The organism is Streptomyces luteireticuli (assembly GCF_041519305.1).
Classification (GTDB): domain Bacteria; phylum Actinomycetota; class Actinomycetes; order Streptomycetales; family Streptomycetaceae; genus Streptomyces; species Streptomyces luteireticuli.
Window position 1 is genome coordinate 1,003,170 of sequence record NZ_CP167927.1, and the last position, 22,417, is coordinate 1,025,586.

A 22,417-nucleotide genomic window follows, 5' to 3' on the forward strand; every position below is an offset into this window, starting at 1 on the left:
AGGCGGATACCGTGCTGCACCTCCCGCCGTCAATGCGGCGGCACTTGTCGGCCCTGCGGATGCTCCTGGTCTTCACCGTCCTCACGGGCATCGCCTATCCCCTCGCCGTCACCGGCATCGCCCAACTCGCCTTCCGGGACGCGGCGAACGGGTCGCTCGTCGAGGAGGACGGCCGCCCGGTGGCCTCCGCGCTGCTGGGCCAGAACTTCGCGCTGCCGAAGCGGAATCCGGGCAACGCCGCGGAGAGGCTCCGCCCCGACCCGAGGTGGTTCCAGCCCCGGCCCTCGGCGGGCGACTACGACCCCAGGGCCTCCGGAGCGTCCAACCTCGGCCCCGACAACCCCGCGCTCATCGCCTCCGTCGAGGAACGCCGCGCCGCCGCGGCCGCGTTCGACGACGTGCCGCCGGCCTCCGTCCCCGTCGACGCCCTGACCGCGAGCGGCTCGGGGCTCGACCCGGACATCTCCCCCGCCTACGCCCGCGAGCAGGCCGCGCGCGTCGCCCGGGCGCGCGGCCTGCCGGTACGGCGGATCGAGGAGCTGGTCGCCGCGCACGTCCAGGGCCGCTTCCTCGGCTTCCTGGGCGAGCAACGGGTCGATGTCGTCGCGCTGAACCGGGACCTGGCGCGGCTGCGGTGACGCTCAGCGGCCGCCCAGCGCCGCGCCGGCCTGGTCGGCGAGGGTGACGGCGACGAGACGCGCCTCCAGCGGCGGGGTGACGCCGGGGGTGGGCCGGAGCATGAACCGGCCGAGATAGCGGCCGTTGCCGTAGGCGCGCAGCTCGATCTCCTCGTCCGGCAGGCCGAGCCGGTCCACGTCCCACTCCCGGCGGCCGACGGCCACGCTCCCGTCGGCCGTAAGGCGCGGCGGATGGCCGATCAGCGTGCCGTACTCGAACCGGCAGCCGCGCAGCGTCAGCAGTTCGACGAGCTGCTCGCGGACGTGGCCGACGACCTCGTCGCCGGACTTGGCGGCCTGCGCGACGTCGGCGGTGGCCCGCAGGCGGGAGAGGTGACCGGCGTCGGTGATCGCGACGACGCGGAAGCGGCGGGCGCGGAAGGCCAGTTGGGACACCGCGATGCCGACGAGGAGCAGGAGGATGTCGATGCGGATGTCCTCGCCCTTGCCGATGGCGAAGCTCTGGTAGGGGCGGGTGAAGAAGAAGTCGAACCAGGCGGCGGCGGAGACCGCGGCGAGCACCCCGGCGGGCCGGTGTCCGTTGGCGGCGACCGCCACGACGACCACGACGAGGACGAGCGCGACCTCCGCGCCGGTGAGCGTGGAGCGCAGCGGTACGAGCGCCGCCGCCACGGCGAGCGGGGCGAGCAGCGCGGCCGCGAGCGCGATGCGGTCCCGGTGGCGCCGCACGAAATCGGGCATGGCCGGACCACCTCCTGGATTCCAGAGTGCCTCGGGGGCGGCGTACCCGCCGACCGGAGCCGGGCGGGCGGTCCGCCGGCCGGGGGCGGACGCGCCGGGGTGCCCACCCGGGCGGTCCGGGGGTCCGCAACCGGGTAGAAGGGTCCCACAGCGGGTTCGTACCGCTCTACACCCGGGAGGTCACGGCACCAGCACCGGACGGCCCCGTGGGCGCCCGTACGGTGTACGACGGGCGAACGGCCGAGGGACCGCCGCAGCGGGCGCGCGGCGCCTCCTGGCCCGTCACCGCACCGGCACGGGCCCGCGCACGGCAGCGGCCCCCACCGCGTAGTGCACATACCCCTGCTCCGGTCTGAAGCCGGCCGCCGCCGCCAGCCGGCGGCTGGGGTGGTTGTCGCGGGAGCAGGTCCAGCTGGGGGTGCGGCCGCGGGCGGTGACGTCCGCGCACAGGGCGGTGACGCAGGCGGCGGCCAGCCCGTGGCCGCGCTCGCCGGGCCGGGTGGCGGCGGCGAGGTCCTCGTAGCGGCTTCCCGTGAAGTAGACGCAGGCGAGGGAGAGCAGCCGGGGCCCGCGGAAGGCGCCCCAGGCGCGCCCGGGCGCGGCGACCCCGGCGGGCCCGCCCCAGCTCTCGGTGATCCAGGCCAGATCGTCGCCAAGGCCCCGTACGGCCGGGGCGTCCAGGCCGTTCAGGCGGCGGATCCGGATGCCCGGGGCGGGCCGTGCGGCCCGCCCCGGTTCGCGGTGGATCCAGATCATCCGTTCCCAGGGGACGATCCGCTCGAAGGCGGCGCCGAGCAGTGGCAGGAAGCGGTCCGGCGCGAGGACGTAGTGGTGGGCGAGGCCGCCCAGGCCCGCGGGGTCGGTCGTGCGCGGGTCGCCGCCGAGGACGGCGTGCCGCGCACAGGTGACGGCGGCGGCCCGGGGGGCCGCCGGATCGTCGACCCACCAGTGGCCGTGGCCGGTGGTCCGGACGTGCTCGGCGAGCGCGCCCGGGCCGGGCCGGCCGGCGGGGAACCAGGACGTCCACGGCCCGGCGGCCGGGACGGCAGCACACCACTCGATCACGGGAGTCCGGCTTTCTCGACGCTGTGTCAGCTGTTCGGTTTCTTGCCGTGGTTGGCGCCCTTCTTGCGGCGCGCCTTCTTCTTGCGGGCCCTCTTGGACACGGTCACACCTCCTCTCTGGTCGTCAACGGGGCCCGTTTCAGGCGGCCTTGGCGACCAGCTGGTCGGCGAGCCTGCACAGCCGGCGGACGGTGCGGTCCTCCATCGCCACGGGGGCGGCCGGGGAGAGCGCGGTGCGGTCGTAGTACGCGCCGGGGACGAGCTCGGTGGCCGGGTCGCACAGCCGCACGACGCGCCGGGCGCCGTCGGCGGCGGACTCGCCCTCGTGCGCGTACATCGGCAGCAGGGCGGTGTCGCACACGCCGGGGTGGACGCTGACCGAGGTCCAGGAGGCCTCGGCGCGGGCGAAGACGGTCAGGGCGAGCTGGGACTGGGCGTAGGCGGCGAGGCGCGAGTAGCGCTTGGCGCGCTGGGGGTCGTTCCAGGCGATCGACGCGGTGCGGTGCATGGAGGACGACACGTTGACGACGCGGCCGCCGGGGCGGGCGCCGAGCGGGCCGGCGAGTTCGCGGGTGAGCAGGTAGGCGGCCAGGAAGTTGACCTGGAAGGCGAGTTCGTTGCCGTCGTCGGTGACGGTCCGCCGTTCGGGGGCGGCGACGGCGGCGTTGTTGACGAGGACGTCGAGGGCCGGGTGCCGGTCGGCGATGTGCGCGGCCATGGCGCGGACCTCGTCGAGGCGGGTGAAGTCGGCGACGGCCAGGTCGAGTTGACCGGCCGCGGCGCCGGATGCCACGAGACGGGCGACGGCGTCCTCGCCGGAGGCCCGGTCGGGCGCGTGCACGACGACGGTGTCGCCGCCCGCGGCGAGCAGCCGGGCGGTCTCCCAGCCGATGCCGGAGGTGGCACCGGTGACCAGGGCGGTCCTGGGGGCAGGGGAGACGGCTGAAGACATGATGATCCACTCCGGGAACGGTTCGATGCGGCAGCGCCCCGCCGGTGCGTTCCGGCGGGGTGCTGCCATGGGGAGGTAGGGAAGGTAACGGTGCGGTTATCGCACCGAGTTGAGCGAACAGCGCGCAGGACCGGGCACCGCCGTATGAGGCGGCCGGTCGTCATGGCGCAGATGGCTGTTCACGCGGACCATCAAAGGGAGCGGGGGGCGCGGGTTCAAGCGACACGCCCGATCCCTGACGCCGCCCTGACGGTCCGGATTCCCGGTGGAGTCCCTCAAGTCCCAGGAGAACCGTGCGGCTCAGCCGTCGCGGGGCGGACGGCAGCCGAGGTGGCGGACGGCGGTGCCGAACTGTTCGGGGGTCAACGGCGGTGCGGGCAGCGGGCGTCCGCCGGAGGCGCGCAGTCCGTCGAGGGACATGGCGAGGTAGCGGCGCCAGGCCCCGGGCGCGGCGGCGGCCGCCGCGGGGACGGCGCGGCCGAGGGCGGCCAGCAGGAACAGCAGGTCCTCGGTGGTGAGGTCGCCGCGCACGGCGCCCTGTCGGCGGGCGCGGCGCAGGAGGGTGTCGATCGTCTCGTAGTTGTGCGGGTGGAGGGCCTCCAGGGAGGGGACGCCCTCGATGGCGGTGGTCATCAGGTCGCCGGCGCCCCGGTCGGAGGCGAGGAGTTCGAAGATGTGCTCCAGGTAACCGGTCAGGCCGGCCCAGGCGTCGGCGTTGCGCCGGGCCTCCTCGCCGGCCTCCAGGACGGCCGTGAGGGAGTCGCTGAAGACGGCCTCGACGAGGGCGGCGCGGCCGGCGAAGTGCCGGTAGAGGGTGGCGTTGCCGACGCCGGCGCGGCGGGCGATGTCGTCGAGCGGGGCGTCGACCCCTTGCTCCGCGTAGACCGCGCGGGCGGCCGCGAGCAGCATGTCCCGGTTGCGCCGGGCGTCCCGGCGCAGGGGTGGGCGCCTGTCCTCGTTGCCGCTCATGGACCGCACTCTACAGGAAACGGGGAGTCATCCCCGGTTCGTGTTAAGGTGATCATGCGTTGTGGGGAGTGGTCCCCGATTCCGCCCCTGCACCTCTCTGTTGGACGAAACCGTTGTTGGACGGGACCGCCTTCCGGTCCCGTCATTCGAGCTAGGGACTACCGCCATGACTGCGTCTCCCGTCGAGGACCTCTCGGCACTCGGCACGCCCTTCGTCTCCGACCCCTACCCCGTCTACGCGCGGATGCGCGCACAGGGCCCCGTGCACCGCGTGCGGACCGACGCGAACGGCGAGTTCTGGATCGTCGTCGGCCGCGAGGAGGCCCGGGCCGCCCTCGCGGACCCGCGGCTGAGCAACGACATACGCCACTCGGCCGGCTGGGAGGACGACGGCGGCAACGCCATCGGCCTCAACATGGTGCAGACCGACCCGCCCCAGCACACCCGGCTGCGCAAGCTCGTCGCCAAGGCGTTCACCCCGCGCCGCATCGAGGCCATGCGCCCCGGCATCCAGCGGATCGCCGACGAACTCGTCGACGCCATGCTGCCGTCGGGCCGCGCCGACCTCGTCGAGGCCTACGCCCTCCAGCTGCCGCTGGCCGTCATCTGCGAGCTGCTCGGCGTCCCCGCCCGGGACCGCAAGGCGTTCCACGACTGGTACCTGGAGAGCAGCGACGTCACCCGCCCCGAGGCCGCCGGGGCGGCCGTCATGGCGATGACCGGCTACCTGGCCGAACTCATCGAGGCCAAGCGCACCGAGCCGGGCGACGACCTGCTGAGCGCGCTGGTGCGGGCCATGGACGACGACGGCGACTCGCTCTCGGCCGAGGAGATGCTCGGCATGGCGTTCCTCCTCCTCGTCGCCGGCTACGAGACCGCCGCCAACCTCATCTCCAGCGGCACCCTCGCCCTGCTGCGGAACCCGGAGCAGCTCGCCGCGCTGCGCGCCGACTGGTCGCTGCTGGAGAACGCCGTCGAGGAGATGCTGCGCTTCGACGGCGCCGTGGAGACGGCCGCGTTCCGCTTCACCAAGGAGCCCGTGGAGATCGGCGGCACCCTCATTCCCGCCGGGGAGTCGGTGGCCGTCGTCCTGGCCTCGGCCTCCCGCGACGGCGCGCACTTCCCGGACCCGGACCGCTTCGACATCCACCGCGACACCAAGGGCCACCTGGCCTTCGGGCACGGCGTCCACCACTGCCTCGGCGCCCCGCTGGCCCGCCTGGAGGGCGGCATCGCCTTCCGCACCCTCCTGGAGCGCCTGCCGGACCTCGCGCTGGACACCGACCCGGCCGGACTCACCTGGCGGCCCAGCCTGATGCTGCGCGGCCTGCACCACCTGCCGGTCACGTTCTGACGGCATGACGAAGGGGCGGACGGCCGGTGGCCGTCCGCCCCTTCACCACAAGGCAGTTCAGCGCGGGCGCGGCACCATCGGCAGCGGTCCGGCGCTCAGGCTCATATGGGCCTGCGGGCGCACGGTCCGGCCCGGGACCGGCCGCAGCCGCCAGCGGGACGCGAGGGCGGCCAGGGCCAGCGTCGACTCCGTCATCCCGAAGACGTCCCCGATGCACTTGCGGCTGCCGCCGCCGAACGGCATGTAGTGGCCGCGCGCGGTGTCCTTGGAGCGCTCGGGCAGCCACCGGTCGGGGTCGAACTCCTCGGGATCGGGGAAGAGTTCGGGGTTGTGGTGCAGGACGTAGGGGCTGATGAGGATGTCGGACCCGGTCGGCAGCCGCCGCCCGGCCAGCTCGGTGGGCTCGGCGGTGGTGCGGGTGTACAGCCAGGCCGGCGGGTACAGGCGCAGGGTCTCGGTGAACACCCGGCGGGTGTAGTCGAGTCGGGGGATGTCGGCGTATCCGGGGGCCCGGCCGCCGAGCACCTCGTCCACCTCGGCATGCAGCTTCTCCTCCACCCGGGGGTTCCGTCCCAGCAGATGCCAGGCCCAGGTGAGGGCGCTCGCCGTGGTCTCGATGCCGGCCATGAGCAGGGTCATGACCTGGTCGTGGATCTCCTGGTCGCCGAGCTTCCCGCCGGTCTCGGGGTCCTCGGCGGAGAGCAGGGCCGACAGCAGGTCGCCCTTGTCGCCGCCGGTGCGCCGGTAGTCCTCGACGATCCGGTCGATCAGGCGGTGCAGCCGCGTCAGGGCCCGGTCGAAGCTGCGGTTGGCCTCGATGGGGAGCTTCTGGAACAGGCCCGTGGGGTCGATGGCCCGGCGGTAGGCGCCGTGCACGACGACCGGCAGGCTGCGCTGGATCTCGGCGATCGCGCCGGTGGCGATGTCGGTGGAGAACAGGGCGCGGGCGGTGACGCGCGCGGTCAGCGCCAGCATGGTGTTGCCGACGTCGATGGTCTTCCCGGCTCCCCAGTTCTGCGCCTCGGCGGCGCACTCCTCCTCCATCACCGTGGCGTAGGTGGCGATGCGGGAGGTGTGGAACGCGGGCTGTACCAGCCGCCGTTGCCTGCGGTGGTCCGACCAGTCGGAGGTGATCAGCCCGTTGCCGAGGATCGGCCGGGCCTTCTCCTTCACCGGTCCGCCCGTGTCGTAGACCCGTGCGTTGACCAGGACCTGCTGGACGAGGTCGGGGTGGCAGGGCAGGTAGGCGGGCTTGGGGCCCATCTTCAGCTCGACCAGGTCGCCATGGGCGGGCAGCGAGGCGACGAACTCCAGTGGCCTGCGCCCCATTTGGAGGGCGTGGCCGATCAGCGGGAGCCCGCCGGGCGCGGCGGCGACCCGCCAGGGGCGCCCGTCGGTTCGGGACGCGGTCCTCATAGGTGAATGTCCTTCGCTCGGAAGAGAAATGGGCCGGACGGCGGGCCCGCGGCCCGCCGTCCGGACACCGTCAGCGTGCCTCGCACACCATGGGCAGCGGGCCGGGTTCCAGCGTCGCCTTGGGCTCCGGCCGCAGCCGGGAGCCGGGGACGGGACGCAGCCGCCACCGGCCGGCGATCGTGGCGACGACGAGGGCGGTCTCGGCGAGGGCGAGGACGTCGCCGATGCACTTGTGACTGCCCGCGCCGAACGGGAGCAGGGCCCCGCGCGGCACGTCCTTGACGCGGTCGGGGAGCCAGCGCTCCGGGTCGAACCGCTCGGGGTCGGGGAACAGTTCGGGGTTGTGGTGGAGCGCGTAGGCGCTGTAGAGGACCATCGTGCCGGACGGGACGCGCCGTCCGCCGAGTTCGGTGTCCACCGCCGCGACCCGCATCGACATCCACGACGGCGGGTACATCCGCAGCGACTCGGTGATGACGGCGCGGGTGTACTCCAGCCGGGGCAGGTCCTCGAAGACGGGCACGCGGCCGTCGAGCACCGCGTCGATCTCGGCGTGCACCCGGCGCTCCACCTCGGGGTGGCGGCCCAGGAAGTGGAAGACGAACGCGAGGGTGGACGCCGTGGTCTCGCTGCCGGCCACCAGGAAGGTGACGACCTGGTCGAGCACCTCTCGGGGGCTCAGACGCCGCCCCGTCTCCGGGTGTTCGGCCCGCAGCAGGGTGGAGAGCAGGTCGCCGTGGTCCTCGGCGGACCCCTGGCGCCGGCGGACCATGTCGGCGACGATCTGCCGCAGCCGGACGTTGGCCCGGTCGTAGCGCTTGTTGTCCGGGGTGGGGAGCTTCTGCATGATCCCCAGCGGGGCGACGGTGCGCTTCTGGATGCCGTGCGAGACGATCCGCAGGCAGTGCCGCGCCTCCTCGATCGTCGCCGCGTCGACACCCGCGGAGAACAGGGTGCGGGCGGCCACGCGCATCAGCAGGGCGTGCATGGTGTCGCTGATGTCCCGGGTCTGGCCGGCCCGCCAGGAGCCGATCACGGCCCGGGTGTCCTCGCCGACCGCCGCCGTGTACTCGGCGATCTTCGTGGAGTGGAACGCCGGCTGGATGAGCCGCCGCTGGTAGCGGTGCTCCTCGCCGCGGGAGACCGAGAGGCTGTTGCCCAGCAGCTGGCGGGCCTTGTCGAAGACGCCGCCCTTGTCGAAGGTGCGCGGATTGAGCAGGACGTGCCGGACGAGCTCGGGATGGCAGGCGAGGTAGGCCGGCTTGGGGCCGAGCCGGAGTTCGACGACGTCGCCGCGGGAGGGCAGGTCCGCGAGGAACTCCAGGGGGCGGCGCCAGAGTTCGAGGGCGTGCCCGGCCAGCGGGAGCGCGCCCGGCGCGATGCCACTGGTCCAGGAACGGTCGGTTTTTTCCGGGGATTTCGAGGTTTTGGCCGGGGTCACGGGGTCTGGTTCCTCACTGGATCCGCGAGTTGACGTCGTTGACCGCGGCCTTGTAGCGCTTGTTGGACGTGGTCCAGACGAAGTTGCCGTGGATGAGGTCCAGCAGCACCGGCCGGGTGACGTCGTCGAAGGACTTGATGACCTCCATGTCCTCGACGATGTCGTCCAGGCGGGCCTGGAAGAAGGCGTCGAACTCGGCGTCGTCCGAGACGTCGCAGAGCCGGAAGCAGTTGGTGATCTGGCCCAGGGACAGCTCGCGGTCGTAGGAGTAGAAGTCGTTGACGATGGCGAGGCCGCGGGTGGTCATCCGGGCGGCGAGCCCCGTCTTGGCGTGCTCGGTGAACTGCGGGTCGGCGTAGATGGGGTAGGACATCTTCATCCAGAAATCGACGCCGACGTCCGTGACGCGGAACCGGAAGTACTGCTCGGGGGAGGTGGAGCAGAGCACCTCCTTGATGGGCGAGCCGCGGAACATGTGGTCGCTGGTGACGAAGGCCCGGGCGGCCTCGTACGCGAACCAGACGTCCTCGCCGCGGTAGTACCTCTCGCACACCTTGCGCACTTCGGGCAGGAACAGGTCGAAGTCGTGCAGCGACGGGTCCATGTCGTCCCACACGAAGGTGATGCAGTTGAGGATGCAGACGGCCTTGAACGCCTCCATGTCCCGGATGTTGGGGGCGCTCTGCGACCAGCGGACGACGTCCATATAGGACACCCAGCGCTCGTCCGAGACCTGCTTGCCGAGGGGTGCCACCGCCGTGTTGCACGCGTCGATGACCTCCCGCAGCTCGGCGTCGGTCATCGGCACGAACTGCGGCTGGTAGCCGATGTGCTTGTCGAAGGCCTCCGCGAACCGGCGGGTGCTCCGCTCCCAGTGGCGCCGCACGCCCCGGTCGGCGATCTCCCGCGGCATGGTGGTGTCGGTGGTGATCACGAGTTCCTCACAGTGGCCAGGTGGGCGATCTCTTCCAGGGCGGCGAGGGCGTCCGGGGCGAACGGGAACGGCGAGTCCTCCAGGGCCGCCAGGGCCTGCCGGTGGCGCTCGTCGATCATCCGCTCGACGGTCGCGCGGGCGCCGGTGGCCTCGAAGATCTCCCGGACATCGGCGGCACCCCGCTCGTCCAGGAGGGGGTTGCCGAGCGAGCTGCGCAGCCGCGCGGTCTGGGCGGCGTCGGCGCCGCGCAGGGCGAGGGCGGTCAGCGTGGTGTTCTTGCCCGCCCGCAGGTCGTCCAGCCGGGACTTGCCGGTCGTCCCCGGATCGCCGTAGATCCCGAGGAGGTCGTCGCGGAGCTGGAACGCCTCTCCCAGCGGCAGGGCGAAGGCGGTGAACGCCGCCATGGCGTCCGCTCCGGCGCCCGCGATGGCGGCGCCGATGTGGAGGGGGCGTTCGATGGTGTATTTCGCGGTCTTGTACCGGTTGACGTTGAGGGTGGCCTCGATGTCGTCCGTCAGTCCGCCGGTGGCGTCCAGGTCGAGGAACTGACCCACCATCAGCTCGGTGCGCATCTCGTTCAGCAGCGGCAGCACGGCGCCCAGTTGGACCGGGGTGAGCCCGGCCTCGTGGAGCAGCTCGTCGGACCAGGTGAGCGCGAGGTCGCCGAGGAGGACCGCGGCGCTGTGGGCGAACCGCTCGAGCTCCTCCTCCCCCCGGCGTCCGGCGCTGTGCTCGGCCAGGGTGCGGTGGACGGTGGGCCGGCCGCGCCGGGTGTCGCTGTTGTCCATGACGTCGTCGTGGATCAGCGCGAAGGCGTGGAACATCTCCAGGCAGGCGGCGACCTGGAACACGGACCGGGGGTCCTCGCCCCCGCCGACGGCGTACCAGCCGGTCGCGCACAGCAGCGGGCGGATGCGCTTGCCGCCGGCCATGAAGTCCTGGAGCAGTCCGGACAGATAGCCCAGCTGCGGCTGGGAGGTGGCGGTGCGGGCCTTGGCCGCCAGGAAGTCCGCGAGCGCGGTGTCCACCGAGCGGCGGACGGCCTCCCTGTCCAACACGTCCCGGACAACGATGGATGGAGCCATAGGACTGGTTTCTCCCCGTGTTTGACTGACGAACTGCGCCGATTGCCTGATGTATGGGAGTCGTCGGCATTTCCCTCGCCGCTGGGGAGGAAAACCAAACCCTGCCGTGACCGTGCTCACAGAATCCCCGCCATGCGAAAGCGGGCGAATTCGGGGCACCGCACAAGTCCCGTGGGAAGTGCGGTCGTTCGGACCACGACCGCGCACTCCCCGGACCAACAGCTACGCACACCCGGCAACCGGGACGCAATGAAAAGCGGGTCAAGAACGTCAAGTTGACACCGACGGCCCGGGAAACGCGCGGCCCGGCATCCGAATGCCGTACCGCACAACGACCGACCGGGCTCGCCGTCGCGCCGCCACCATAACCCCAACCTGACGGACAAGGAAGGGAGTTCTGTATTCCGCATAGCCCCTCACAACACGCAGGAGCGCGCCGGTGACCAGCGGTGATGGCATCAAAGATGCTTGCACCCCGCTTCCGGCGTGGGGTACCTTCCAGCCAGTTGATCTCGACATCATCACCATCCAGCCGAATCCCGGGCGGTTCTCAGATTCGACCCCCTCGGGTTCTCCGTACGGCATTCCGGTCCCTCACCCCATGGTTACGGCCCGTTCCACGGGCCCTGGTTCCGGATTCTCCGCACGGCGGCTGGGATGCACGTTTCAGGATCACGGGGGAGAGTGTTTCTTTTGTCCAGAGTTGCCGATTCGTCGCGCCCTCGTCCGGCCGACGGCCCGATCGCGGATGCCGAGCCGGTCGCGGCCGACGGTCCGGTCACGGCCCATAGTCCGATCGCGGTCATCGGGATAGCCTGCCGCCTGCCGGGGGCGGAAAATCCGGACGAGTTCTGGCAACTGCTCGAAAAGGGCATGAGTGCGGTCACCTCCATACCCGCGGACCGCTGGCCCCGGCCCTCCGGCGCGGAATCCGCCGCGATACCCGGCAAAGGCGCCTTCCTCCGCCAAGTGGACGAATTCGACGCCGCGTTCTTCGGCATTTCGCCCCGCGAGGCGGCCGCCATGGACCCCCAGCAGCGGCTGGTGCTCGAACTGGGCTGGGAAGCCCTGGAGGACGCGGGCCTGACCACCGCCCGCCTCGCCCGGCGGCGCACCGGCGTCTTCGTCGGCGCCATCAACGACGACTACGCCGCCCTGCTCCACCGGCACGGCCACGAGGCCGTCACCCACCACACCCTCACCGGCCTGACCCGCGGCATGATCGCCAACCGGCTCTCCTACCTGCTGGGCGCCCACGGCCCCAGCATGGTCGTCGACTCGGGGCAGTCCTCCTCGCTCGTCGCCGTGCACGCCGCCTGCCAGAGCCTGCGCGCCGGCGAATGCGAGACCGCCTTCGCCGGCGGCGTCAACCTCAACCTCACCTTCGACGGCACCCTCGGCATCACGCGCTTCGGCGGCCTGTCACCGGACGGGCGGTGCTTCACCTTCGACGCCCGCGCCAACGGCTACGTCCGCGGCGAGGGCGGCGGCCTGGTCCTGCTCAAGCCCCTCGACCGGGCCCTCGCCGACGGCGACCGCATCCATGGCGTCCTGCGCGGCAGCGCCGTCAACAACGACGGCGGCGGCGACACCCTCACCACCCCCAGCCGCACCGCCCAGGAAGAGGTGCTGCGCCGGGCCCGCGCCGCCGCCGGCACCCGCCCCGACGAGATCCAGTACGTCGAACTGCACGGCACGGGAACGGCGGTCGGCGACCCCATCGAGGCCGCCGCACTCGCCGGAGCCATCACCTCCGAGCAGTCCGGTGACCACCCCCTGCGGGTGGGCTCCGCCAAGACCAACGTGGGCCACCTGGAAGGCGCCGCCGGCATCACCGGCCTCATCAAGGTCCTGCTCGCCCTCAAGGCCCGCCGCCTCCCGCCCAGCCTCAACTTCCGCACCCCCAACCCGGCCATTCCGCTGGACCGTTGGAAGCTCCAGGTGCAGACCGCCACGACCGACTGGCCGCGCCCCGGCGAACCGCTCGTCGCCGGCGTGTCCGCCTTCGGCGTCGGCGGCACCAACGCCCACGTCATCGTCGCCGAGGCTCCCACGAACGACGCCCCCTCCCCCGCCAGCGCCCCCTCCCCTGCCGACGGCCGGGAACCGGTGCTGCGCACCGACGGCCTCCTGCCGTGGCCCGTCTCGGGCCGCTCCGCGGACGGGCTGCGCGGACAGGCCGCCCGCCTGCGCGGCTTCGCCTCCGACGGCGACCACGCGCCCGCCGACCTCGCCTGGTCCCTCGCCGCGCACCGCACCGCACTTGAGCACCGCGCCGTCGTCCTGGCCGGGACCCCGCAGGAGACCCTGACCGGCCTGGACGCGATCGCCGCCGGCGGCCCCGCCGCCCATGTCGTCGGCGGCATCGCCGACGCAGGCGCCGGTCCGGTCTTCGTCTTCCCCGGCCAGGGCTCCCAGTGGGTCGGCATGGCCGCCGAACTCCTCGATTCCTCACCGGTGTTCGCCGCCTCCGTCGAACGGTGCGCGCGGGCGCTGGAGCCCTACCTCGACTGGAACGTCCTCGACGTCCTGCGGGAGACCGCCGACGACACCGTGCTGGCGCGCGTCGAGGTCATCCAGCCCGCACTGTGGACCGTGATGGTGTCGCTGGCCGAGCTGTGGCGCTCGCTGGGCGTCGAACCGGCCGCCGTGGTGGGCCACTCCCAGGGCGAGATCGCCGCCGCCTGCGTCGCGGGCGTCCTCGGTCTGGAGGACGGCGCCCGGCTGGTCGCCCTGCGCAGCCAGGTCGCCGCCGAGGGGCTGGCCGGCCGCGGCGGCATGGCGACCGTCGCCGCCTCGGCCGAACGGGTCGGCGAACTCCTGGCCGACCGGGACGACGTGTGGATCGCCGCCGTCAACGGCCCCGCCGCCACCGTGGTCGCCGGACGCCACGGGGGACTCGCCGAGGTGACCGCCCGGGCCGAGGCCGAGGGGCTGCGGGCCCGTACCGTCGTCGCCGCCTGGCCCTCGCACTCGCCGCTGGTGACGCACGTCCGCGACGCGCTGCTGGAGGTGGCGTCCACGGTCACCCCGCGGCCCGGCACCGTGCCGGTGTACTCGACGGTCACCGCCGGACCCGTCGCCGGGGAGAGCCTCGACGCCGAGTACTGGTACCGCAACGTCCGCGAACCGGTCCGCTTCCAGGACACCGTCCGCGCCCTGGCGGACGCCGGCCACACCGTGTTCCTGGAGGTCAGCCCGCACCCCGTCCTCACCAACGCCGTCCTGGAGACCGGCCACGCCACCGGCACCCCGCTGGCCGGCACCGGGACCCTGCGCCGCGGCGAGGGCGGCGCCCGCCGCCTCCTGACCTCGCTGGCGCAGCTGTGGACGTACGGCGCCGAGCCGGACTGGTCCCGGGTGTTCGCCGGTACCGGCGCGCGCCGCACCGACCTGCCGGGGTACGCCTTCCAGCGGCGGCGGTACTGGCTCGACGCGTCAACTCCCGTTGTCCCGGCCGTCGTCGCATCCGCCGCACCGGCAGCCGTGCCCACCGTGGACGAGCCCGCCCTGAACGAGCCCCTCGCGGCCGGACCCGACGTGGCGTACCAGGTACGGGCCCACTCCGCGGCCGTCCTCGGCCACGCGACGCCGGACGACCTCGACGCCCGGCGGACGTTCAAGGACCTGGGCTTCGACTCGATCATGCTCGGCGACCTGTGCGGCCGCCTCAACGGCGCGCTCGGCTCCCGGCTCTCCACCACCGAGCTCTTCGACCACCCGACGCCGGCCGGGCTCGCCGAGCATCTCGCGGCCATGGGCAGTCCGGTCCGGCGTCCCGGCCCGGGGGAAGCGGCCACCGCCGCCGTGGCGTCCGTTGAGTCCGTGAAGTACGTGGAATCCGTGGCGTCAGCAGGGTCCGTGGACCCGGTGAAGTCCATGGACCCGGTGAAGTCCACGGACCCGGTCGAGTCCGTGGCCGGTGACGAAGACCCGATCGCCATCGTCGCCATGAGCTGCCGCCTCCCCGGCGGCGTGCGGTCCCCCGAAGACCTGTGGCGGCTGGTCGCCGCGGAACAGGACGCGATCTCGGCCTTCCCCGAGGACCGCGACTGGGACCTGGAACAGCTGGCCGCCGGCGGCACCACCGCCACGGGCGGCGGATTCCTCGACGGCATCGCCGACTTCGACGCCCGCTTCTTCGGCCTCTCCCCGCGCGAGGTCCTGGCGATGGACCCGCAGCAGCGCCTGCTGCTGGAGACCTCCTGGGAACTGCTCGAACGCGCCGGAATCGACCCGGAGTCGCTGCGCGGCAGCCGCACCGGCGTCTTCGTCGGCACCATGGACCAGGAGTACGGCCCCCGCCTGCACGAGGCGCCGGAGGAGCTCGCCGGCCATCTGCTCACCGGCAAGACCGCGAGCGTGGCCTCCGGCCGCATCGCCTACCACCTCGGCCTCACCGGCCCCGCCATCACCCTGGACACCGCCTGCTCCTCGTCCCTGGTGGCACTGCACCTGGCGATCCAGTCGCTGCGCCGACGGGAGACCTCGCTGGCCTTCGTCGGCGGCGTCACCGTCCTCAACACCCCCGGAATCTTCACCGAGTTCAGCCGCCAGGGCGGCCTCTCCCCCGACGGCCGCTGCAAGGCCTTCGCGGCCGCCGCCGACGGCACGGGGATGGCCGAGGGCGCCGGAATGCTCCTGGTGGAGCGGCTGTCCGACGCCCGCCGCAACGGGCACCGGGTGCTCGCCGTCATCCGCGGCTCGGCCGTCAACCAGGACGGCGCCTCCAACGGCCTCACCGCCCCCAGCGGCCGCGCCCAGCAGCAGGTCGTCCGGGACGCCCTGGCGAGCGCCGGGCTCCCGGCCACCGAGGTGGACGTCGTGGAGGCGCACGGCACGGGCACGGCGCTCGGCGACCCGATCGAGGCCCGGGCGCTGCTGGCCACCTACGGCCGGAACCGGCCCGCCGGCCGGCCCGTCCTCCTCGGCTCGGTGAAGTCCAACATCGGCCACACCCAGGCCGCCGCGGGCATCGCCGGTGTCATCAAGATGGTGATGGCGATGCGCGAGGGCGTCGTCCCCGCCACCCTGCACATCGACCGGCCGACCCCCGAGGTGGACTGGTCCTCCGGCACCGTCGAACTCGTCACCGGAACCCGCCCCTGGCCGGACACCGGCCACGCGCGACGGGCGGCCGTGTCGTCCTTCGGCATCAGCGGGACGAACGCCCATGTGATCGTCGAGCAGGCCCCCGCCGGAGGCCCCGCGCCGGAGGAAGCCGTACGGGAAACGGCCGCCCTCGACACCGGCGAGGTGCTGCCGTGGGTGGTCTCCGGCCGGACGCGGGCCGGGCTGCGCGGACAGGCCGAGCAGCTACGGGAGTTCGCGGCCGCGACCGGCCACCGGGACGCCGACGTCGCCCGCTCGCTGATCGACGGCCGGAGCGCCATGGAGCACCGCGCCGTGGTGGTGGCCGGGGACCGCGAGGGCTTCCTCTCGGGCCTGGCCGCGATCGCCGCGGGGGAACCCGCCGAGCACGTGGTCGACGGGACGGCCGCCGAAGCTCCCGGAAAGGGACCGGTCTTCGTGTTCCCGGGGCAGGGTTCGCAGTGGGCCGGCATGGCCACCGAACTCCTCGACGCCTCAACGGTGTTCGCGGACTCGATCGACCGGTGCGCCCAGGCTCTCGCCCCGTACGTCGGCTGGGATCTGCACGAGGCGCTGCGGGACGAGGAACTGCTGCGGCGCGTGGACGTCGTCCAGCCCGCCCTCTGGGCCGTCATGGCCTCCCTCGCCGCACTCTGGCGCTCCCTCGGCATCGAACCCTCGGCCGTCATCGGCCACTCGCAGGGCGAGATCGCCGCCGCCTGCGTCGCAGGCGCACTCGAACTGACCGACGGAGCACGGCTCATCGCCCTCCGCAGCCAGATCATCGCCCGCGAACTCGCCGGACACGGCGGCATGCTCTCCCTCGCCGCGTCCGAGGAGCGCACGGGCGAACTCCTCGCAGGCCACGACTGCGTGTGGATCGCCACGGTCAACGGCCCCGCTTCGACCGTCGTCGCAGGCGACCCGGATGCACTCGCCGCCGTCACCGCCGAGGCCGAAGCCGCCGGTCTCCGCCCCCGCACCATCGCCGTCGACTACGCCTCCCACACCCCCCACGTCGAACGCATCCACAACGAACTCCTCACCCTCGCCGCCGAGATCGAGCCCCGCGACGGCGACATCCCGCTCCACTCGACGGTGACCGGCGAGCCCGTCCCCGGCTCCGGACTCGACGCCGCGTACTGGTACCGCAATCTCCGCGAGCAGGTCCGTTTCGACGAGACCGTCCGCGCCCTCGTCGCGGCGGGCCACACCTCGTTCCTGGAGGTCAGCCCCCACCCCGTCCTCACCACTCCGCTCCAGGAAACCGCCCACGCCACGCAGAGCCGGCTCCGCGCCACCCCGACGCTCCGCCGCGGCCACGGCGGCCCCGCCCAACTCCTCGCTTCCCTGGGCGCGCTCTGGGCGCAGGGACACACTCCCGACTGGAACCGCGTCCTCACTCCCGGCGCCTCCGTCCCCGTCGACCTGCCCACCTACGCCTTCCAGCGCGACCGCTACTGGCTCTCCACCACGGGCCCCGAAGCCACGACGAAGGTCGAACTGCCCTCTGCCTCCGAGGCGTTGGACGGGTTCCCGCGGCGCGTCGCCGATGCCGCGACCCCCGCCCGGCAGCGGCGTGTGGCGCTGGACGAGGTGCGGCGGCACGCGGCCGCGGTGCTGGGCTGGCCCTCGGCGGACGACGTCGAGGCGGGCGAGGTCTTCCGGGAGATCGGCTTCGACTCGCTGACCGCCGTCGAGCTGCGCAACCGCCTGGTCGCCGCGACCGGAGCGGCGCTCTCCCCGACCGCCGTCTTCGACCACCCGACCCCGGCGGCACTCGCCCGGCACCTCCTCGGCCTGGTCACCGGCACGGACACCACCGTCGCGTCCGTCTCCGGCGCCCCGGCGCCCTCGGACGAGCCGATCGCGATCGTGGCGGTCAACTGCCGCTTCCCCGGCGACGTACGGTCGCCCGAGGACCTGTGGCAGCTGCTCACCTCCGGGCGCGACACGCTCTCCGGCTTCCCGGAGGACCGCGGCTGGGACCTCGGCGCACTGCTCCACCCGGACTCCTCGCGCCCGGGCAGTTCCTCCGTCCACCGGGGCGGATTCCTGCACGACGCCGCCGACTTCGACGCCGGGTTCTTCGGGATCGCGCCCCGCGAGGCGGTGGCCATGGACCCGCAGCAGCGCCTGCTGCTGGAGACCTCCTGGGAACTGCTCGAGCGCGCCGGGATCGACCCGACGTCGCTGCGCGGCAGCCGCACGGGCGTGTTCGTCGGCGTCGTCCAGCAGGGCTACGGCACCGGCGCCGACACCAAGGGCTCCGAGGGCTACCTCTTCACCGGTTCCACCGGCAGCGTGGCGTCCGGCCGGATCGCCTACTCGCTCGGGCTGACGGGCCCCGCCCTCACCGTGGACACCGCCTGCTCGTCCTCACTGGTCGCGCTCCACCTGGCCGTTCAGTCGCTGCGCAACGGCGAGTGCGGCATGGCGCTCGTCGGAGGCTCCAGCGTGATGTCCACGCCCGGCATCTTCACCGAGTTCAGCCACCAGCACGCGCTCGCCCCCGACGGCCGCTGCAAGCCCTTCGCAGCGGCGGCCGACGGCACGGCCTGGGCCGAGGGCGTGGGCGTGCTGCTGGTCGAGCGGTTGTCGGACGCCCGTCGCAACGGGCACCAGGTGCTCGCCGTCATCCGCGGCTCGGCGGTGAACCAGGACGGCGCGTCCAACGGCCTCACCGCCCCCAACGGGCCGTCCCAACAGCGTGTCATCCGCGAGGCGTTGGCGAACGCGGGCGTGGTCGCGTCCGAGGTGGACGTGGTGGAGGCGCACGGCACGGGCACCGCGCTCGGCGACCCCATCGAGGCCCAGGCCCTCCTGGCCACCTACGGCCAGGACCGGCCGGAGGACCGCCCTCTGCTACTGGGCTCGATGAAGTCCAACATCGGCCACACCCAGGCGGCGGCCGGCGTCTCAGCCGTGATCAAGACGGTGCTGGCCCTGCGCGCGGGCATGATCCCCGCCACGCTCCACGTCGACCGGCCGACCCCGCACGTGGACTGGAACTCCGGTGCCGTAGAGCTCGTCACCGACACCGTCGAGTGGCCGGTGAACGACCATGTGCGCCGCGCCGCGGTGTCGGCGTTCGGCGTGAGCGGTACGAACGCGCATGTGATCCTGGAGGCGGCCCCGCCCGTCGCCGAACCCGAGACCGTCACCCCGGCCGGCGGAGCGGTGCCGTGGGCGATCTCCGCCCGATCGGAGGCGGCGCTGCGCGAACAGGCTGCACAGCTACGGGAGTTCGCGGCCGACGACACTCACACCCCTGCGGACGTCGCCTGGGCCCTGGCCACTCAGCGTGCCGCTCTGGAACACCGGGCGGTCGTGGTCGCCGAGGACCGGGACACCCTGCTCGCCGGACTCGACGCGATCGCCACCGGGGAGCCCGCTCCCCACGTCGTCAACGGCACGGTCACCGACGCACCCGACGAAGGCCCGGTCTTCGTCTTCCCCGGACAGGGATCCCAGTGGCCCGGCATGGCCACCGAACTCCTCGACACATCAAAGGCGTTCGCGGACTCGATCGACCGGTGCGCCGAAGGTCTCGCCCCGTACGTCGACTGGGATCTGCACGAGGCACTGCGGGACGAGGAACTGCTGCGACGCGTGGACGTCGTCCAGCCCGCCCTCTGGGCCGTCATGGTCTCCCTCGCCGCACTCTGGCGCTCCCTCGGCATCGAACCCTCGGCCGTCATCGGCCACTCGCAGGGCGAGATCGCCGCCGCCTGCGTCGCAGGCGCACTCACCCTCGACGACGGCGCACGACTCGTCGCCCTCCGCAGCCAGACCATCGCCCGCGAACTCGCCGGACACGGCGGCATGCTCTCCCTCGCCGCATCAGAGGAGCATGTGAACAAGCTGCTCATGGGCCGCGAGAACGTGTGGATCGCCACCCTCAACGGACCCGCTTCGACCGTCGTCGCAGGCGACCCGGACGTACTCGCCGCCGTCACCGCCGAGGCGGAGACCGCCGGCCTGCGCCCCCGCACCATCGCCGTCGACTACGCCTCCCACACCCCCCACGTCGAACGCATCCACAACGAACTCCTCACCCTCGCCGCCGAGATCACGCCCAAGGCCGCCGACGTCCCGATCTACTCCACCGTCACCGGCCGGCCCATATCCGGCGACGCGCTCGACGCGGACTACTGGTACCGCAACCTGCGCGAGCAGGTCCGTTTCCACCCCACCATCGAGGCCCTGACCGACGACGGCCACACCACCTTCCTCGAAATCAGCCCCCACCCCGTCCTCACCCACACCAACACCACCACCATCCCCACCCTCCGCCGCGACCACGGCGGACCCACCCAACTCCTCACCTCCCTCGCCACCCTCTGGACCCACGGCCACACCCCCAACTGGCACCACACCCTCACCACCGGCACCCCCCTCAACCTCCCCACCTACCCCTTCCAACGCAGCCGTTACTGGCTGGACGCTCCGGCCCCGCTCCCCACCACTCCCCCGGACGCCCACGCCGATTTCTGGGAGCTCGTGGAGCACGGGGACTTGGAGGAGCTGGCACGTACACTCCGGCTCGATGCCGACGCCCGGGACGGCCTGGCCTCCGTCGTCCCCGCCCTCTCCGCGTGGCATCACCTCCGCACCACCGCCTCCGCGCTGGACGCCTGGCGGTACCGGGAGGACTGGAAGCCCCTGCCCGAGAGCCCGGCGGCCCGCCTCACCGGCACCTGGCTGGTCGTGGTCGCCCCGGGCCAGGCGGACGGCGAGATGTACGAGGCGGTCACCACCGGCCTGCGCGAGCACGGGGCCGCGGTGGAGACGGTCGTGGCTCCCGAGCGCGCGGAACAGTGGCCCGGCGTGCTCGCCGCTCATCCGGACACCGCCGGCGTGCTGTCCCTGCTCGCCCTCGACGAGACGCCGGTCCCCGACGCCCCGGCGACCCCGGCCGGTCTGCACCGGACGCTGCTCCTCGTCCAGGGGCTGGCGGCGGCGGCCGTCCCGCTGTGGTGCGTCACCCGGGGCGCGGTCTCCGTCGGCGACCACGACCCGCTGACCGCCCCGGCACAAGCGCTGGTGTGGGGCCTCGGCCGGGTCGCGGCACAGGAACTCCCGGACGCATGGGGCGGGTTGATCGACCTTCCGGCCTCGGCGCCGGACGGGCGGATGACGGCCGGGCTGTGCTCGGTGCTGGCTTCCGGCTCCCACGAGGACCAGGTCGCGGTCCGGGAGTCCGGCGTCCTCGGCCGCCGGCTGGCCCGGGCGGCGCGACGTGACGGCGCACCGGCCGGCGACTGGACGCCCGGTGCCGGAACCGTGCTGATCACCGGTGGCACCGGTGCGCTCGGCGGTCAGGTGGCCCGTCGGCTGGCGGAGCGCGGCGCCGAGCACCTGCTGCTCGTCAGCCGACGCGGTGCCGACGCACCGGGCGCGGCGGAGCTGGCGGCCGAACTGACCGCAGCGGGCGCCGGGGTGACCCTGGCGGCGTGCGACGTCGGGGACGCCGAGGCGCTCCGCGACCTGATCGGGGCGATCCCGGCGGGCCGTCCCCTCACCGCCGTGTTCCACACGGCCGCGGTGCTGGACGACGCGGCGCTGGAGTCCCTGACACCCGATCAGGTGGACCGTGTGCTGCGGGCCAAGGCCGCCTCGGCATGGCATCTGCACGAGCTCACCCGGGACTTGGACCTCTCGGCGTTCGTCCTGTTCTCCTCCCTGGCCGGCACCGTCGGCATGACGGGGCAAGGGAATTACGCCCCCGCGAACGCCTACGCGGACGCGCTGGCCCGCTATCGTCGCTCGCAGGGGCTGGTGGCCACGTCCATCGCCTGGGGCGCCTGGGCGCAGGGCGGTATGGCCGACCGCGACGCGGTGGCCGACAAGCGGGTCCGGCACGGCGTACCGCCGCTGCTCCCGGAGTCCGCCGTCCTCGCCCTGGAGGCGGCGCTGGAGCAGGACGACACCGCTCTGGTGATCGCCGACATCGACTGGGACCGGTTCGCCCACGTCTACACCGCCACCCGGCCCAGCCCCCTCCTCGACGGCATCCCCGAGGCCCGCCAGGTGCTCGGGGACAGCACGGACCGGGTGGCCGAGGCCCCCGGGGGCGCCACCCTGCGCGACCGGCTGGCCGACGCCGACCCGCGCGAGCGCGCACGGCGGCTGCTGGAGGCCGTACGCGCCCAGGTGGCGGCCGTGCTCGGCCACGACTCGGCCGAAGCCGTGGAAACCAAACGGCAGTTCCTCGACCTGGGCCTGGACTCGGTCACCGCCGTGGAGCTGCGCAACCGGCTCGGCGCGGTCACCGGTCTCCGGCTGCCCGCCTCGGTGGTCTTCGACCATCCGACCGTGACCGACCTCGTCCGCCACATCACCGCCGAGCTCTTCGACGACACGGCGGCGGACACGGACACCTCCGGAGCGGCCGAACTCGACAGGCTGGAGGAGCTGTTGACGGCTCTTCCGGACGACTCCCCCGCCCGGGGCGACATCGCGACACGCCTGCGCCGCCTCCTGCGGACCGCGACGGCCGACGACGCGCCCGCGGCCGAGGAGCTCGAAGCCGTCACCGACGACGAGCTCTTCGGCTTCATCGAGAAGGAATTCGGGATCTCCTGAGCCCTCCCGATCAGGGGCGGCCCGTGAAGAGGCCGCCCCTCCCTCCGCCGTACCCGGCCGACGGCCTTCCCTTCGCACCACCGAACTCATCGCATGGAGCACGTACATGGACGACGCCAAGAAACTCCGCCGCTACCTGACCAG

General features: G+C 73.2%; 12 protein-coding genes. 3 read left to right on the top strand and 9 right to left on the bottom strand.

Going from position 1 to position 22,417, the window contains the following annotated elements:
• Window positions 1-32 precede the first annotated feature (32 nt).
• Window positions 33-638 carry a potassium-transporting ATPase subunit KdpC gene (gene kdpC, locus AB8735_RS04340; protein WP_372411772.1) on the top strand — a complete coding sequence of 202 codons (606 nt, stop codon included), beginning with the start codon at window positions 33-35 and terminating at the stop codon, window positions 636-638.
• A 3-nt stretch (window positions 639-641) separates the two neighbouring features.
• On the opposite strand, the gene AB8735_RS04345 is transcribed toward kdpC, so the two are convergent.
• The 5 genes from AB8735_RS04345 to AB8735_RS04365 form a co-directional block, all read right to left on the bottom strand.
• Window positions 642-1,379, bottom strand: coding sequence for a DUF4118 domain-containing protein (locus AB8735_RS04345; protein ID WP_372405478.1), 738 nt, complete (start codon window positions 1,377-1,379; stop codon window positions 642-644).
• A 282-nt stretch (window positions 1,380-1,661) separates the two neighbouring features.
• On the bottom strand, window positions 1,662-2,444 hold the full coding sequence (locus tag AB8735_RS04350; RefSeq protein WP_372405479.1) for a GNAT family N-acetyltransferase: 783 nt from the start codon (window positions 2,442-2,444) through the stop codon (window positions 1,662-1,664).
• 26 nt (window positions 2,445-2,470) lie between these two features.
• Window positions 2,471-2,551: a 50S ribosomal protein bL37 gene (locus AB8735_RS04355; RefSeq protein ID WP_372411773.1), complete on the bottom strand. Its 81-nt coding sequence runs from the start codon at window positions 2,549-2,551 to the stop codon at window positions 2,471-2,473.
• 31 nt (window positions 2,552-2,582) lie between these two features.
• Complete coding sequence (locus AB8735_RS04360) at window positions 2,583-3,395, bottom strand: SDR family NAD(P)-dependent oxidoreductase (protein ID WP_344027230.1); 813 nt, start codon at window positions 3,393-3,395, stop codon at window positions 2,583-2,585.
• 300 nt (window positions 3,396-3,695) lie between these two features.
• The gene (locus AB8735_RS04365; RefSeq protein ID WP_372405480.1) at window positions 3,696-4,364 is read right to left on the bottom strand and encodes a TetR/AcrR family transcriptional regulator; all 669 of its coding nucleotides are present in this window, start codon (window positions 4,362-4,364) and stop codon (window positions 3,696-3,698) included.
• A gap of 166 nt (window positions 4,365-4,530) precedes the next feature.
• Here AB8735_RS04365 and AB8735_RS04370 point away from each other — a divergent pair, with 166 nt between their 5' ends.
• Window positions 4,531-5,718, top strand: a complete 1,188-nt coding sequence (locus AB8735_RS04370; protein WP_372405482.1) for a cytochrome P450 — start codon at window positions 4,531-4,533, stop codon at window positions 5,716-5,718.
• A gap of 57 nt (window positions 5,719-5,775) precedes the next feature.
• On the opposite strand, the gene AB8735_RS04375 is transcribed toward AB8735_RS04370, so the two are convergent.
• The 4 genes from AB8735_RS04375 to AB8735_RS04390 all read right to left on the bottom strand — a co-directional run bounded on the left by AB8735_RS04375 (window position 5,776) and on the right by AB8735_RS04390 (window position 10,594).
• Entirely contained in the window at window positions 5,776-7,134 is a 1,359-nt protein-coding gene (locus AB8735_RS04375; RefSeq protein WP_372405484.1) for a cytochrome P450, read from the bottom strand.
• A gap of 70 nt (window positions 7,135-7,204) precedes the next feature.
• A complete protein-coding gene (locus AB8735_RS04380; protein ID WP_372405486.1) occupies window positions 7,205-8,575 on the bottom strand; it encodes a cytochrome P450 in 1,371 nt (456 codons plus the stop codon).
• 13 nt (window positions 8,576-8,588) lie between these two features.
• Window positions 8,589-9,509 carry a hypothetical protein gene (locus AB8735_RS04385; protein ID WP_344027240.1) on the bottom strand — a complete coding sequence of 307 codons (921 nt, stop codon included), beginning with the start codon at window positions 9,507-9,509 and terminating at the stop codon, window positions 8,589-8,591.
• Complete coding sequence (locus AB8735_RS04390) at window positions 9,506-10,594, bottom strand: polyprenyl synthetase family protein (RefSeq protein WP_372405488.1); 1,089 nt, start codon at window positions 10,592-10,594, stop codon at window positions 9,506-9,508. The genes AB8735_RS04385 and AB8735_RS04390 overlap by 4 nt, the downstream gene beginning before the upstream one ends.
• Window positions 10,595-11,287: 693 nt before the next feature.
• On the opposite strand from AB8735_RS04390, the gene AB8735_RS04395 reads away from it, so the two are divergent.
• Window positions 11,288-22,273: a type I polyketide synthase gene (locus AB8735_RS04395; protein ID WP_372405490.1), complete on the top strand. Its 10,986-nt coding sequence runs from the start codon at window positions 11,288-11,290 to the stop codon at window positions 22,271-22,273.
• Window positions 22,274-22,417 lie beyond the last annotated feature (144 nt).